Here is a 14,175-nt window from a genome sequence, read left to right on the forward strand (position 1 = left end):
GACTCCCACATCATGCTATTCGACCTGACCGACCTGCGCCTGTTCATCCTGATTGCCGAACTCAACAGCCTCACGCGCAGCGCCGAGCGCATGAACATGTCGCTGGCGGCGACCAGCAATCGCATCAAGGAACTGGAAACCCGCTTCGGCATGCGCCTGCTTTACCGCGAAAGCAAGGGCGTGCAGCTGACGCCGGCCGGCCAGACCTTCCTCAGCCATGCGCAGCAGTTCATGCAGCAGGTCGAGCGCCTCAAGGGCGACATGCAGCAGTACAACAACGGCATCAAGGGCTACATCCGCATCTTCGCCAACACCACGGCGGTGACGGAATTCATGCCCGAGATCCTGGGCAAATTTCTCACCTTGCATCCACAAGTCAACGTGGCGCTGGAAGAACGTCTGAATCACGACATCATGCGCGGCATTCAGGAAGGCACCGCCGACATCGGCATCGTCGCCGGCCCGGTGCAGGGAGAAGGATTGGAGATTCTGAATTTTTCCACCGACCGGCTGGTGCTCGCGACCGCGCTGGAACATCCGCTGGCCGACAGCGGCAAGGTGAGCTTCGCCGAAACGCTGGAATACGAACACGTCGGCCTGCACGAGGGCAGCACGCTGCACCACTTCCTCAACCGCATCGTGTCGGAAAGCGGCCAGCGTCTCAAATTGCGGATTCAGGTGCGCAGCTTCGAAGCCATGTGCCGCATGGTGGAAACCAATGTCGGCATCGGCATCATGCCGCACTCGGCGGCGCTGCGTCACAAACAGACCATGCAGCTGAGCCTGATCGAACTGAGCGATCCGTGGAGCGTGCGCGAGCGCAGCATGGTGGTCCAGAGCCTCGACGCCCTGCCCCTGTATGCGCGCGATCTGGTGGAATTCATCCGGCAGCAGACGGCGCAAGTGCCGCCGGTGCCGGTGGAGAAGGAAGCGGCCTAGTTTAGTTATGCGATACGTCTAACCGTGGGTCATCATCCACAGGGCGATGGCGATCAGGGCGCCGCAAAACAGCATCCGTAAACGCCGCTCCGGCAAATGATGCGCCAGCGCCACGCCCCAGGAAATGCTCAGCATCCCGCCCAGCGCCAACGGAATCCCGACACTCCAGTCGACATGTCCGGCGCTGGCATAAGTCCATAGCGCCACCAGCGTCCCCGGCGTCACCATCGCCAGACCCAGCCCTTGGGCTGCGGTCTGCGTCAAGCCGAACAAGCCGACCAGCCCCGGCACCGCCACAATCGCGCCGCCGACGCTAAAAAAACCCGCCGAAGCGCCCGCCGCGATCCCCATCAGGAAAATATACTTCTGCGGCAGACGCGCGCGCGGAATCATTTCCTTCTGCTTGCGCATCAAGGTCCACAGGTAGTACACGGCGAGCACCACCATGAACATCGCAAACGCCAGATGCAGGGAACGCGCATCGATGGACGTCGCGAAGCGCGCCGCAAAGTAGGTCATGAACACCGCCGGAATCGCCATCTGCAATGTCGAGCTCAACACGATGTTGTTGCGCTGCTTGTAGCGCCAGAAACCGATCACCACGTTCGGCACGATCATCACCAGCGCGGTGCCTTGCGCGAGCTGCTGATCCATGCCGTACAAAAATCCGAGGATGGGAATCGCAATCAGGCCGCCGCCGATGCCGAACAGACCGCCTAGTGCACCGAGCACGCCGCCAAGGAGAAAGTTTACTATTACGGTGAAATACAAGGAATGCATCATAGGTGTAAAGTACGCACTTGGCTGGACAAGTCCCGTCGAAAGACCGAGAAGACTTGCCGAACCGGCGAACCAAAAAGGAGACAGGCGTGAATAATGGAAGCAGCGGCGTTCTGGTTGTTGTACTTGAAGCTGGCGTTGTCATCATTATTGCGCTGGCGATTTACCTGATCCGCAAAAAATAAAACGGATCGTAACCGCGCCCTCCCCAAGCTGTGAGCCAGTTTATCAGCCAGACCTCGCCGTCACAAGCGAAGCACGCGATCTGCTCGGAAGCGTCGGATGAAAATTTTTAATCCGGCGAAGCAAGTATCGACCACGCAACAATGTGACCCAACACTAAGGAATCAAGAACCATGGATCTCGGACTACAAGGAAAAATCGCCCTCGTCTGCGGCGCAAGCAAGGGCCTCGGCTACGCCAGCGCCGAACATCTGGCGCGTGAAGGCGCGCACGTCGTCATCGTCGCGCGCGGCCAGGAAGCGCTCGACCAGGCTGCCGCCAAACTGCGCGCACTCGGCAATATCAAAGTCATCGCCGTCGCCACCGACATCGCGACCGCCGAAGGCCGCGCCAAAGCCCTCGCCGCCGTCGACGAAATCGCCGGTGAACAAGGCCGCGGCCCCGACATCCTCGTCAACAACGCCGGCGGCCCGCCGCTGGGCGACTTCCGCGACTGGGACCGCGATGTCTGGCTCAAGGCCATCGACGCCAACATGCTGACGCCGATCGAACTGATCAAAGCCACCGTCGATCAGATGATCGCGCGCGGCTGGGGCCGCATCGTCAACATCACCAGCAGCTCGGTCAAGGCCCCGCGCTACGACCTCGGCCTGTCCAACGGCGCCCGCTCCGGCCTGACCGGCTTCGTGGCCGGCGTCTCGCGCCACATCGCCAAGAGCGGCGTGACCATCAACAACCTGCTGCCCGGCAGCTTCGAAACCGATCGCCTGCGCAGCAGCTTCGTCGGCTCCGCCAAACTGACCGGCGAAACACCGGAAGAAGTCCGCGTGCAACGCATGGCCGAAACCCCGGCCGGCCGCTTCGGCGATCCGGATGAATTCGGCGCCACCTGCGCTTTCCTGTGCAGCAAGCACGCCGGCTACATCAACGGCCAGAACGTGCTGATGGACGGCGGCGCTTACCCGGGCATTTTCTAAGCCGGGATCGTTCAACAAGCAAAACAGCTGGCAGCCGGGCAACTCATGTATAATGCCCGGCTTGCGCAGGAAGGTTGGCAGAGCGGTTGAATGCACCAGTCTTGAAAACTGGCGAGGGCGCAAGCCCTTCGTGAGTTCGAATCTCACACCTTCCGCCATTTAATACAAAACGACCGTTAGGTCGTTTTTGTTTTTGGAAGGGAGCAAGCCCCCTGCGCGGCTTGCGGGTAAGATTCGAAGGGAATCGCTTGCTAGCGATTCAGCGGCCTGCAGAATGCAGGCGAATCTCGCACCTCCCGTCAAAAAGCCTTTACCAGCAAGGCTTTCAGAAAACTCCCCCTACCCACACATTCACCCACAAATAATTTCCCGCTGCTTTGGGCATGTCATTGCATCTGTGAGCCGGTACGGATCTGCGTCTCCTGCTTTTCTATTCTGAAAAGACTATCCCTGATGTAGAGAACCTCAAGCTTCATTTGAGACAAGAAATGAATTTGCCTGGAGCCATAGCCAGATTAATCTCCCCAATGCCAGTCAACATGGACTTATGTTGAGTCGCGTCGAAAACTGATCATGAGTGCATCAATATATTTCCTCAATTGTGCCGGCCATCAACGATAAATAGCCCAGAACGGACGCTTAAGTGATCTCTCGGAAATTTCTCGCATGAAAATAGAGACTTCCTACATACATTCCAAGGGCCGCCCTCCAAGATGACGAACGTCAGACACATCTCTGGAAACATCAGGAATTGAAATAATTTTTACATCATTACCAGCCTCATCACCATCCATCAGGCAAGGCCAATACATGTGTAATTCAGAAAACCACTCTCATCCCACTCGCCGTAAATTTTTTCAATTGACCGGCGCCTCCGTAGTCGGTGCGGCAGTCTTGTCGAGCCAATTGTTATCGACCAATGTACACGCTGCATCGAAAGACGACAAAGCTCCTCCCAAACCTCAAAATGTCCTGACGCCCAAGGAAGCACTGGATCACCTGATGCAGGGCAATGCCCGTTATGTGGACGGCGTCGCGCGCAGGCACGATTTTCGTCATGATCGTGATGCGCTGACAGCCGGCCAAAATCCGTATGCGGCCGTGCTGAGCTGCTCCGATTCGCGGATCGCACCGGAATACGCTTTCGATAGTGCGCGCGGGGATATCTTCGCGGTACGGGTTGCCGGCAATTTTGTCAGCAACGAAGGCCTTGGCAGCCTTGAGTACGCGGTAGCGGTGCTGAAGACACCGTTGGTGATGGTACTTGGGCATGACGGCTGCGGTGCGGTCAGCGCGGCTGTCAAGATGCAGAAAGACAAGGCGAGCTATCCGGGAAAAATCCAGGAAATCGCCAGATCGCTCACGCCTTCCGTGCAAAAGGTGCTGGCTGAGAAGGGCGACCTGCTGGACAACGCCATACGCCAGAATGTGATCGATACCGTCGACAAACTGAAAAACTCGTCGCTTATTCTCAGCGAGGCGGTCAGCAGCAGAAAACTGATGATCGTGGGCGGTATCTATGAACTGGCCACCGGCAAAGTTAAACTGATCTAGCCTGCTCCAGGCGTTGCAGGCGACGCCTGCAACAATGCCGTCGACGTCATCGGCTTGTGAAATCCGCTCACATTGGCTGGACTGATTACTTCGGACCAGGTCAAATTCAGATCCGGCTCCCTGCATTCAGAAACCAAAAAACCGGACAGATCACAAATACTCGAGATTGCCGTCCACACTGATCGCCTGCCCCGAGATGTTCCTTCCTGCCGGGGAAGAAAGAAACAGCGCCATGGCCGCCACGTCTTGCGTTGTGACCAGGCGTCGCAGTGATATCTTTTTGACGTAGTCTTCGCGCATCTCCTCAACCGTCAGTCCGAGCGCCTGGGCCCGGGCGGCGATGACGCCATCCATGCGCTCGCCTTCCACGACGCCGGGAAGAATGGCATTGACGCGGATATTGCTTGGCCCAAGTTCGATCGCCAGCGATTTCATCAGGCCGACGATGGCCCACTTGGTCGATGCGTACGGCGTGCGGAACTGATAGCCCAGGCGTCCGGCCACCGAAGAGACGGTGATGATGCTCGGATTGGTAGAACTCTGTTTCAGCAAGGGAACCGCGCGCTTGAGAAAGTAGAACTGGCTGTTCAGATTGGTGTTGATGGTTTTTTCCCAGGCATCAGGGGCGATGTCTTCCACTGCGGCGGTCGGTCCTGCGATGCCTGCATTGTTGATCAGGATATCGAGTCCGCCCAATTTTTCCTGTGCATCCAGCATGACGGCGTCCACGTCTTCCCACTTGCCGACGTCGGCAACGCCGGCATGGATCTGCGGATGCTTCTGTTTCATTGCGTCGACTGCAACGGGATTGATGTCGCACACGTAGACCGCGGCGCCGGCCTCAAGAAATGCTTCGGCCATCGCGGCGCCGATGCCGGTAGCTGCTCCGGAGATGAAGACGCGAAGTCCGGCGTCCGGTTTGAGAAGATCGAGTGTTTTCATGAAAATTCCTGCATAGGAGCCACGCCGCCGGAGGCAAGGCGTGGCGATCGAAAAAAGAACAAGGATGACATATCAGGCGGATATCCGCCTGTACCTTCCTTAAAGCGTCATACCGCCCGATACTTCAATCACCGCGCCGTTAATGTAGCTCGCTTCATTGCTGGCCAGGAAGGCGTAGATGTTCGCGATTTCTTCAGGCTTGCCCAGGCGCCGCAACGGCACCTGATCGCGCATTTTTTGCAGCACCTCTTCCGGCACCGTGGAGAGTATGGGGGTATCAATAAAGCCGGGCGCAACGGCATTGACGCGAATGCCCTTCGGCCCCAGTTCGCGGCTCCAGGTTTTGGTGAAGCCGATCACACCGAACTTGCTTGCCGCGTAGTTCGTCTGCCCATAGTTGCCATAAATGCCGACGACGGAGCTGGCGTTCAAAATGGCGCCGCCTCCGCCCTCGATCATGATGTCGACGACCGCCTGCGAGGCGTGAAACACCGCCCGCAAATTCACATCGATGACTTCGTCGAACTGGCGGGCGGTCATCTTCTGCAGACGGGCGTCGCGGGTAATGCCTGCGTTGTTGACCAGGGTGTCGATGCGTCCGTATTTTTCACGCACTGCGGCAACCATCTCGTCGAGACTCGCGCGGGAGGTCACGTCGAGACAGAAACCTCCCGCCGCACGGCATTCCGCCACGGTCGACCTGACCGCTTCGCCGTCCAGGTCGCACACCGCAACGGAGGCGCCTTCACGCGCAAACTTCAATGCGGTGGCCTTGCCGATGCCTTGCGCAGCGCCAGTCACAATCGCTACATTTCCAGATAATCTCATTGCATTTCTTTCTATGTTCATTCCAGACCCGCCGTCACTCATGTGTCGGTCCTTGATACGCCGTTCAGATTGGCACGATGCGGCGACAGATTCCGACGCGATTCATTCCTGATCGATCTTGCCAGCAGCGGCACCATCAGCAGACCGAGCACCGCTGCGCCCAGGATGATGCTGAAACCGGCATCGCTGCGACCGGTTGCGGTTTCCGCCATGCCGAACAGATAGGGACCGACAAAGCCGCCCAGCAATCCGATCGTATTGATGAACGCCAGCCCGGCAGCCGCCTGGACTCCCTGCATTCTTTTCATGGCGATGGACCAGTAAGACGGGAGGACGCCGCCGGCAAAGAAGGCGGTCACCACAAACAGCGCGATCTTTCCGCCGAAGCTCGCGGTGGCGATGAAAGCAATGGCGCAGACGACCAGCCCGGCGGTCAATACGCCCAGGTAGACGGCGTCGCTGTCAACGCGCCGGTGAATGCGGGGCAACACCAGCACGCCGATCAAGAATCCCATGCCCACGCTGGCCGACAGCAATCCGACGATCAGCGGCGAACTGATATGCATCTGGCTGACCATGGCCGGAGTGAAGAAATACAAGCCCACAAAGGCAACCTGATTGAGGAAATAAATCAGGCCGATCAGAATGGTGGTCGGTCGCTTCAATGCCGCCATCCAGTCTTTGGAAGAATATTGCCCGTGTTGCTGCGCATCGATCACCGCGTGTTTCTCCAGCGATTTCGCCTCATCCGGGTTGAGCCATTTGGCATCGCTGGGACGGTCCGGCAGCTTGAAGTACAACAAGATTCCCAGGAACACGCTAGGCAGCCCTTCAATCACGAACATCCACTGCCAGCCGTGCATGCCCGCGATGCCGTCCAGCTGCATGAGCGCGCCGCCGATGGGATTGCCCAGCATCAGGGCCAGCGCCGGCGCGGTATAAATCCAGCCGATTGCCACCGGACGGTCTTTGCCCGCAAACCACAGCGTCACCATGTACATCAGCGCCGGAAACAAGCCCGCCTCGGCAATGCCGAGCAAGACCCGCAGGATATAAAACGACCACTCGCCCGAAACAAAGACCATGGCGGTTGACAGGATGCCCCACGTCACCGCGATGCGCGATATCCAGCGGCGCGGCCCGAAGCGATGCGCCGCCAGATTGCTGGGGACTTCCAGCAAGGCGTAGCCGATGAAGAAAATCCCCGATCCAAGCCCGTACGCGGCGGCGCTGATGCCGACATCCGCCGCCAGATGGATCTTGGCCAGCGCCACGTTGGTCCGGTCGAGGAAGGACATAAAGTAAATCGCGCACATCAAGGGAATCAGCTTCAGATAAGCCTTGTGCGTGGCCAGCCGATGCAAATCGGCATCGCCTGTAACGGTAGTATTCATGCGGTCTCCTGACAATATTCAGTTCTTGTTATGGACAAGTGCAAATCACGGTGTCGGTTCCTGCATCAGATCGACGTCCGACGCCGTGTCCTGCTTACGGTGAGATGTGTTCGGCGCCTTTCAGTCCCAGCATTGCGCGCGCTTCGGCCGGTGTTGCAATCTCGAAGGAAAGCTCTTCGAGAATGTGCCGGATCTTGCGCACTTGCTGCGCATTGCTTTCCGCCTTCACGCCTTTGGCGATGTACACGCTGTCTTCCAGGCCGACGCGCACATTTCCGCCCAGGATCGCCGCCATGGTCACCAGGGACATCTGGTGCCGCCCTGCCCCCAGTACGGAAAAATGGTAATTCTCGCGTCCGAACAAACGATCCGCCGTGGTGCGCATGACGGTCATGTTCTCGGGATCTGCGCCTATGCCGCCGAGAATGCCGAACGCTGCCTGGATAAAGAGCGGACCCTTTACCAATCCCTTTTCGACGAAATGCGCCAGGTTGTACAGATGGCCGACGTCGTAGCACTCAAACTCAAACCGTGTCCCCTGGGCGCCTAACTCGAGCATGATTTTCTTGATGTCGTCGAAGGTGTTCTTGAAGACCATGTCTTCCATGCCTTCGACGTAATCTTTTTCCCAGTCATGGCGCCAGGATGAAATTTTCGCTGCCACGGGATGAATCGAGAAATTCATCGACCCCATGTTCAGCGAGCACATTTCGGGCTTGATCATGCGCGGATACGCCAGGCGTTCTTCAAGCGTCATCCGGGTGCTTCCGCCCGTGGTGATGTTGATGACCGCATCCGTGGCCTTGACGATATCGGGAACGAATTGCCTGAACACGGCGGGATCCGGCGTCGGGCGGCCGTCTTCAGGATTGCGCGCATGCAAGTGAATGATGGCGGCGCCGGCCTCGGCCGCTTCGATCGCCTGATCTCTGATCTGCGCCGGCGTGATCGGCAAATACGCCGACATGGAAGGAACATGGGTGGCGCCGGTGACGGCGCACGAGATGATGACTTTTCTGCTGGTTTTGCTCATTTGAAATTCTTTGTTGGCCGTTCGCTCATTCGCACCGCTCTCGGCAAGCAAGGCATATGCGCCTTCGAAGCGGGATTGATAAACAACTGGCCGCCGATGGGAAGCCCTTCATTCAGTAAAGCAGGAATGAAAAAGCGATCATCGCCAACCGGTCTCCGGTATGTTTTAAGAAAGCGCCGCGCACGGATCGCCTTCATTGTGAGACCGATGATAATCAGTTAAGCTGGCAAAAGTAAGGTCTTTACCGGACACTGCGGAGTCATAATAGGACACGGATTCATTTCATATTAAGGAGCTGTCTTGTCGTCGATTTCCTTGCTTAACGAACGTCTTTACGCCCCCTACAAGATCGCGGCGCTGGTCGAGGTGCTGGCGGAACAAGGCATTTCTGCGGAAGAAAGCCTGGAAGGAAGCGGCGTCCATCCGGACCAGATCTATGACGCATCGCTACTGACCTCGGTCCGTCAATACGCAACGGTCTGCAAGAACGCCATCGCGCTCTCCAGCGATCCCGCCACCCCGTTCAAGGTCGGCGGACGCCTGCATTTGTCGGCTTACGGCATGTACGGCTACGCGCTCATGTCCTGCCTGTCATTGCGCGACTATTTCAAGCTGGGCGTGAAATACCATAGCCTGGCAACCCCTACCCTGAAAATCGAATGGCACGAATACCCAGACCGCGCGGTCTGGTCGTTTCCCGATGCGTTCATTTCCAGCCCGTCACGGGAATTGCGGGAATTCATCGTCGAGCAACAGTTCACCCAGCACGTGACCCATCTGCAGGATGTCGCCGGCCATCGCAGCCCGCCGCTCAAGGCATGCTTCTCCTACCCGGCTCCTGCGCATGCGGACATCTATAGCGACTACATCGGCTGTCCCTGCCATTTCGAGCAGCCGGCGTGCGAACTCATTTACGACAGCGCCATTCTTGAGCAGCAACCCCAGTTGGCCCACAAGCTGACGGCGAAGTTGCTCCAGAACATGTGCGATCGCCTGATCGGGCAATCGAAAGTGTCGGTCGGCGTGGCCGGCGAGGTCTATCAGGTGCTGATGAGCAAACCTGGCGTCTTCCCGGACATGGAGGGTGTTGCCGATGCCTTGAAGATGACCAGCAGGACCTTGCGCCGGCGGCTCGAAGCCGAGGGAACCTCGTTCATCGCCATCACCGACGACGTGCGCTGCTCCCTGGCCCTCGAATACCTGCGCACCACACAGATGAGCACGGATGACATTGCGATGCTGCTGGGGTTTAGCGACGGCGCCAACTTCAGAAGAGCCTTGAAGCGCTGGACCGGCAAAGCGCCGAGCGAACTCCGGAAATAATTGCGGCTACCCTTCTTCGCCTCTCACAGGAAACCGCCCGTTTTCGGGCGTTCTTGTTTTTGAAGATTCGGAAGCGACTTCTGCTGCGCAGAACCCTCCCTTCGATATTCGCGCATTGCGATGCCGCCATCGAAGGAAGACAATGGAGAGCGAACCGGAAGCCTATCCGGACGTCCAGACAGGAGACACAAGAGATGGCAAGCACGCAAGCAATGCAATTGCAATCGCCGGCATCGGCCGCTTTCAGCCAGGCCGAATGGGAAACCCGCGTCAACCTGGCCGCCTGTTACCGGCTCATGGCGTGTTTCGGGATGAGCGACCTGATCTACAACCACATCACGGCGCGCATCCCAGGCACCGAAGATCTGCTGATCAATCCCTACGGCTTCATGTATGAGGAGATCACTGCCTCCAGCCTCGTCCGCATCGATATCGACGGCAACGTCCTGCACAATCCGAACAAGGACCTCGGCATCAACGCTGCGGGCTACGTCATCCACAGCGCGGTGCATGCCGCGCGCAGGGACGTATCCTGCGTCATCCATACCCATACCCGCGCCGGGATGGCGGTCTCCGCGATGGAATGCGGCCTGCTGCCGCTGACGCAGACCGCAATGCGGTTTTCTGAAATCGGCTATCACGATTACGAGAGCGTGGCGCTGGAACTCGACGAACGCCAACGCCTCGTGCGCGACCTCGGCAAGCTCGACACCATGGTGCTGCGCAATCACGGCCTGCTCGCGGTCGGCGCCAGCATCGCGCAGGCGTTCAACACCATGTACTGGCTGGAGATGGCCTGCAAGTCGCAGGTCGACGCCATGTCCTGCTCCACGCCGCTGCACATGCCGTCGCCGGAGATCGCCGCCAAGACCTATCATCTGTATCGCCCAGAAACGCGCCGCCCTTACGGCGAGATGGAATGGCCCGCCATGCTGCGCTACCTCGACCGGCGCGACACGTCTTATCGCGACTAAGCGCGATTGATTCTTTGCAGCATCGGGCGCCGCCATGATTTGAGCGCGGCGGCCTGCTTCTCTTCGCATCCCTTATCTGCCATTTCCGGGAGTCTTCCCCATGCAATCCATCAGCTTCATCGGCGCCGGCCGTCTCGGCACCACGCTGGCAATCGCCTGGCACCGCGCCGGCATGCCGGTCGCCATGATCGCCAGCCGCAATCCGGAGTCGGCCCGCAAAGCCGCCGCCGGGCTAGAAGGCTGCGCCGCCGTGACGCCTGAACAAGCGGTGCAGGCCGACCTGGTGTTTCTGACAGTGCCGGACGACGACATCGGTCCGCTGGCCGCCAGCCTGCCGTGGCGCAAAGGCCAGTACGTCGTGCATTGCAGCGGAGCCACCGAAGTCGCGGTATTGGATGCGGCGGCGCAAGCCGGCGCCATCACCGGCGGCTACCATCCGATGCAAATCTTCTCCGACCCGCAACGTACGCTGGCGCTGCTGCCCGGCGCCACTGCCGGTATCGAAGGCCCGCCTGCGCTGGAGCAGATCCTGCGCCAGTTGGCCGAAAAGCTGGGCATGGTGCCGATGCTGCTGCCGCCCGGCTCGCGCGCGCTGTATCACGGCGGCAGCCTGTTTGTCGGGACCTTCCTGCTGTCCATGCTCAACGAAGCGGCGCGCGCTTGGAGCGCCTTCGGCATCAGCGAAGAGCAAACCTTGCGCGCCCTGCTGCCGGTGGCGCGCGGCACCCTGGAAACCGCCGCCGTCAAAGGCGTCGCCGCCTCGCTGGCCGGCCCCATTTCGCGCGGCGACGTCAAGGTGGTGCAGCGGCATTTGCGCGCGCTGGAACAACTCAGCGACGAACAGGCATCCTTCTACCGCCAGCTGGCCGTAAGGCAGCTACAATTGGCGCGCCGGAATGGCAAATTGCAGCAGCATCAACTTGATGCGCTGCAGGAAGCCATCGGACCAGGCTAATCAGCCGGGGCAACGCAAACTTTGCATAGAATATGCGTTGCCGCCTTCCATCCCCAGGAGATCATTTGGACGTCAAACAGTTGCGCGCCCTGCTTGCGATTGCCGAAACCGGCAGCGTGACCCGTGCCGCCGAATTGCTGCACATTGTCCAGCCGGCGGTATCCCGCCAGCTGCGTTTGCTGGAAGAAGACATGGGCGCCATGCTGTTTGCCCGCGGCCGGCGCGGCATGGAGCTGACCGACGCCGGACGCATCTTGGCCAGTCACGCCCGCCGCGCCCTGCATGAACTCGATGCCGCCAAGGCCGAAATCGTCCCCGCACCCGGCACCGTCACCGGCACGGTCACCGTCGGCCTGCTGCCCAGCACCACCGATCTGCTGGCGGCGGCGCTGGTGAGCAGCCTCAAGCGCCAGTATCCGCAACTGACCGTCAACATCTCCGTCGGCTATGCCGGCTATCTGCAGCAATGGCTGGAAGACGGCGAGGTCGACGTTGCCCTGCTCTACGATCCCAAGCCTTCCGCAGTACTCGAAGTGCAACCGCTGCTCAACGAGATTCTCTATCTGGTCGGCCTGCCGGAAAACAAACCGACCGCCGGCGTCGAAGCGCCCTTGCAAGATATCGCCGAGCTGCCGCTGATCCTGCCCAGCCAGCCGCACGGCCTGCGCCATCTGGTGGACCGCGCCTGCGCCCAGGCCGACGTGCATCTGTCGGTGGTCGCCGAGACCAACGCCATGAACGTGCAAAAGAATCTCGTCTTCAGCGGCCTCGGCTACACCATCCTGCCCGGCGTGGCGGTGTTCGACGATGTCGCGGCCGGCCGACTGAGCGCCGCGGCCATCACCAATCCCCCGCTGCTGCGCAAGATCGTGCTGGCCCTGCCGCTGACACGGCGCTCGTCGATCGGCGTGCGCTGCGCCGTCAGCGAGCTGCGCACCCTGATCAAGGACCGTGTCGACCAGGGCGCCTGGCCCGGTGCGACCTGGCTCGCGGAGTAAATTTACAAGCAGCCTGCAGGCGACTTTTCAGAGCTATGCCGAAAACTGATTGGGCGACAAAATATCAGTATTGGACGCATGCTTTCCACGCATTCTATGATCCCAGCTCAAGAACATTGATCGGGGATTTTATGAACAGCTCTAGCAGCACAGCTCCGCAGCCAGCCTGGCGCGAAGAGATTTTTTCCATCCTGAAGAACGGCGGCGTCAAACAGGTCGCCTACGTGCCGGATGCCGGCCACTCTCACGTCATCCAGCGCGTGCATGCCGATCCGGAAATGCGCGGCGTGGTGCTGACCACAGAAGAAGAAGGCGTCGCCACCGTCTGCGGCGCCTGGCTTGGCGGCCAGCGCGCAGCCTTGCTGATGCAGAGCAGCGGCGTGGGCAATTGCATCAACATGTTCTCGCTGGTGGCCAACTGCCGCTTTCCGTTTTTCTCCATCATCACCATGCGCGGCGAATGGGCCGAATTCAATCAATGGCAATCGCCGATGGGCAAAGCGACCCAGGCCGCCATCGAACTGATGGGCATCACGGTGCTGCGCGCCGATCGTCCGGAAGAAGTGGCGGACACCGTCAGCGCAGGCTTCGACGCTGCGTTTGAAGGCGGCGAATCGGTCTGCGTGTTGCTCGGCCAACGCCTGATCGGCAAAAAGAAATGGGAGGCAAAATGAACCAGCGCACCAACACCGCCAGCATCGACCGCCGCGTCTTCGTCAGCAAGCTGATCGCCGACTGCCCGGATGCGCTTGTGGTCACCGGCCTGGGTTCTGCTTCTTATGACGTGTATGCCGCCGGCGATCGTCCCGAGAATTTTTACCTGTGGGGCGCGATGGGCGGCGCTGCAGCGGTTGGCCTGGGCATCGCACTGGCCCAACCCGAACGCACCGTGATCGTGATCACCGGCGACGGCGAGCAACTGATGGGCATCGGCGCACTGGCCACCATCGGCGCACAGCAACCGAAGAATCTGAACGTCGTCGTCATCGATAACGGCCATTTCGGCGAAACCGGCATGCAGCGCAGCCACACCAGCCTCGGCACCGACCTCGCCGTGGTGGCGCGTGGCTGCGGCATCGCTGAAGTCGTCACCGTCAACGACCTGCATCAGATCGAAGCGCTGGCCTCGACCATCAACAAACGCGCCAACACCTTGCTGGCCCAGGTCTTCGTCCACGCCGACGAACTGCCGCGCGCCTTGCCGCCGCGCGACGGCGTCTACGTCAAGAACCGTTTCCGGGCGGCGTTGGGATTGGCCCCGATGTAATCGTCCGACTCGTTGTATCTTCACGGCC

The 14,175-nt window shown here is 59.7% G+C and carries 14 protein-coding genes and 1 tRNA gene; 10 read left to right on the plus strand and 5 right to left on the minus strand.

Annotated features, from left to right (window positions below; translation table 11 throughout):
• Positions 1-12: 12 nt before the first annotated feature.
• Positions 13-939, plus strand: a complete 927-nt coding sequence (locus tag AKL25_RS10485) for a LysR family transcriptional regulator (RefSeq protein WP_050477608.1) — start codon at positions 13-15, stop codon at positions 937-939.
• An 18-nt stretch (positions 940-957) separates the two neighbouring features.
• Here the strand turns inward: AKL25_RS10485 and AKL25_RS10490 are convergent, their stop codons facing one another.
• Entirely contained in the window at positions 958-1,722 is a 765-nt protein-coding gene (locus AKL25_RS10490) for a sulfite exporter TauE/SafE family protein (protein WP_050477609.1), read from the minus strand.
• Positions 1,723-2,075: 353 nt separating this feature from the next.
• On the opposite strand from AKL25_RS10490, the gene AKL25_RS10495 reads away from it, so the two are divergent.
• From AKL25_RS10495 to AKL25_RS10505, 3 genes are all read left to right on the plus strand, one after another.
• A complete protein-coding gene (locus tag AKL25_RS10495) occupies positions 2,076-2,879 on the plus strand; it encodes an SDR family oxidoreductase (RefSeq protein WP_050477610.1) in 804 nt (267 codons plus the stop codon).
• 68 nt (positions 2,880-2,947) lie between these two features.
• A tRNA-Ser gene (locus AKL25_RS10500) sits at positions 2,948-3,037 on the plus strand.
• A 652-nt stretch (positions 3,038-3,689) separates the two neighbouring features.
• Positions 3,690-4,433 carry a carbonic anhydrase gene (locus AKL25_RS10505; protein WP_050477611.1) on the plus strand — a complete coding sequence of 248 codons (744 nt, stop codon included), beginning with the start codon at positions 3,690-3,692 and terminating at the stop codon, positions 4,431-4,433.
• 150 nt (positions 4,434-4,583) lie between these two features.
• Here AKL25_RS10505 and AKL25_RS10510 read toward each other — a convergent pair whose 3' ends face one another.
• The 4 genes from AKL25_RS10510 to kce all read right to left on the minus strand — a co-directional run bounded on the left by AKL25_RS10510 (position 4,584) and on the right by kce (position 8,630).
• The gene (locus AKL25_RS10510) at positions 4,584-5,375 is read right to left on the minus strand and encodes an SDR family oxidoreductase (RefSeq protein ID WP_050477612.1); all 792 of its coding nucleotides are present in this window, start codon (positions 5,373-5,375) and stop codon (positions 4,584-4,586) included.
• Between the two features lie 99 nt (positions 5,376-5,474).
• Entirely contained in the window at positions 5,475-6,203 is a 729-nt protein-coding gene (locus AKL25_RS10515; protein WP_050477613.1) for a beta-ketoacyl-ACP reductase, read from the minus strand.
• A gap of 38 nt (positions 6,204-6,241) precedes the next feature.
• Positions 6,242-7,597: an MFS transporter gene (locus AKL25_RS10520; protein ID WP_050477615.1), complete on the minus strand. Its 1,356-nt coding sequence runs from the start codon at positions 7,595-7,597 to the stop codon at positions 6,242-6,244.
• A gap of 94 nt (positions 7,598-7,691) precedes the next feature.
• Positions 7,692-8,630: a 3,5-dioxohexanoate:acetyl-CoA acetone transferase gene (kce, locus tag AKL25_RS10525; protein WP_050477617.1), complete on the minus strand. Its 939-nt coding sequence runs from the start codon at positions 8,628-8,630 to the stop codon at positions 7,692-7,694.
• A 300-nt stretch (positions 8,631-8,930) separates the two neighbouring features.
• On the opposite strand from kce, the gene AKL25_RS10530 reads away from it, so the two are divergent.
• The 6 genes from AKL25_RS10530 to AKL25_RS10555 all read left to right on the plus strand — a co-directional run bounded on the left by AKL25_RS10530 (position 8,931) and on the right by AKL25_RS10555 (position 14,147).
• Entirely contained in the window at positions 8,931-9,953 is a 1,023-nt protein-coding gene (locus AKL25_RS10530; protein ID WP_050477618.1) for an AraC family transcriptional regulator, read from the plus strand.
• A gap of 194 nt (positions 9,954-10,147) precedes the next feature.
• The gene (locus tag AKL25_RS10535) at positions 10,148-10,927 is read left to right on the plus strand and encodes a class II aldolase/adducin family protein (protein WP_083444643.1); all 780 of its coding nucleotides are present in this window, start codon (positions 10,148-10,150) and stop codon (positions 10,925-10,927) included.
• Between the two features lie 100 nt (positions 10,928-11,027).
• Entirely contained in the window at positions 11,028-11,882 is an 855-nt protein-coding gene (locus AKL25_RS10540; protein WP_050477620.1) for a Rossmann-like and DUF2520 domain-containing protein, read from the plus strand.
• A gap of 65 nt (positions 11,883-11,947) precedes the next feature.
• Positions 11,948-12,880 carry a LysR family transcriptional regulator gene (locus AKL25_RS10545; RefSeq protein WP_050477621.1) on the plus strand — a complete coding sequence of 311 codons (933 nt, stop codon included), beginning with the start codon at positions 11,948-11,950 and terminating at the stop codon, positions 12,878-12,880.
• A 131-nt stretch (positions 12,881-13,011) separates the two neighbouring features.
• Positions 13,012-13,554: a phosphonopyruvate decarboxylase gene (locus AKL25_RS10550; protein WP_050477623.1), complete on the plus strand. Its 543-nt coding sequence runs from the start codon at positions 13,012-13,014 to the stop codon at positions 13,552-13,554.
• Entirely contained in the window at positions 13,551-14,147 is a 597-nt protein-coding gene (locus tag AKL25_RS10555) for a thiamine pyrophosphate-dependent enzyme (protein ID WP_050477624.1), read from the plus strand. The genes AKL25_RS10550 and AKL25_RS10555 overlap by 4 nt, the downstream gene beginning before the upstream one ends.
• Positions 14,148-14,175 lie beyond the last annotated feature (28 nt).

The sequence above is a fragment of the Herbaspirillum rhizosphaerae genome (assembly GCF_001189965.1).
GTDB classification, from domain to species: domain Bacteria; phylum Pseudomonadota; class Gammaproteobacteria; order Burkholderiales; family Burkholderiaceae_D; genus Herbaspirillum; species Herbaspirillum rhizosphaerae.

Bases quoted from the DNA above. Each gene is read 5' to 3' on its own strand.
- AKL25_RS10550 (WP_050477623.1), top strand. From the start codon at position 13,012: ATGAACAGCTCTAGCAGCACAGCTCCGCAGCCAGCCTGGCGCGAAGAG.
- AKL25_RS10540 (WP_050477620.1), top strand. From the start codon at position 11,028: ATGCAATCCATCAGCTTCATCGGCGCCGGCCGTCTCGGCACCACGCTG.
- AKL25_RS10515 (WP_050477613.1), bottom strand. From the start codon at position 6,203: ATGAGATTATCTGGAAATGTAGCGATTGTGACTGGCGCTGCGCAAGGC.
- AKL25_RS10505 (WP_050477611.1), top strand. From the start codon at position 3,690: ATGTGTAATTCAGAAAACCACTCTCATCCCACTCGCCGTAAATTTTTT.
- AKL25_RS10520 (WP_050477615.1), bottom strand. From the start codon at position 7,597: ATGAATACTACCGTTACAGGCGATGCCGATTTGCATCGGCTGGCCACG.
- AKL25_RS10495 (WP_050477610.1), top strand. From the start codon at position 2,076: ATGGATCTCGGACTACAAGGAAAAATCGCCCTCGTCTGCGGCGCAAGC.
- AKL25_RS10490 (WP_050477609.1), bottom strand. From the start codon at position 1,722: ATGATGCATTCCTTGTATTTCACCGTAATAGTAAACTTTCTCCTTGGC.
- kce (WP_050477617.1), bottom strand. From the start codon at position 8,630: ATGAGCAAAACCAGCAGAAAAGTCATCATCTCGTGCGCCGTCACCGGC.
- AKL25_RS10535 (WP_083444643.1), top strand. From the start codon at position 10,148: ATGGCAAGCACGCAAGCAATGCAATTGCAATCGCCGGCATCGGCCGCT.
- AKL25_RS10510 (WP_050477612.1), bottom strand. From the start codon at position 5,375: ATGAAAACACTCGATCTTCTCAAACCGGACGCCGGACTTCGCGTCTTC.
- AKL25_RS10555 (WP_050477624.1), top strand. From the start codon at position 13,551: ATGAACCAGCGCACCAACACCGCCAGCATCGACCGCCGCGTCTTCGTC.
- AKL25_RS10485 (WP_050477608.1), top strand. From the start codon at position 13: ATGCTATTCGACCTGACCGACCTGCGCCTGTTCATCCTGATTGCCGAA.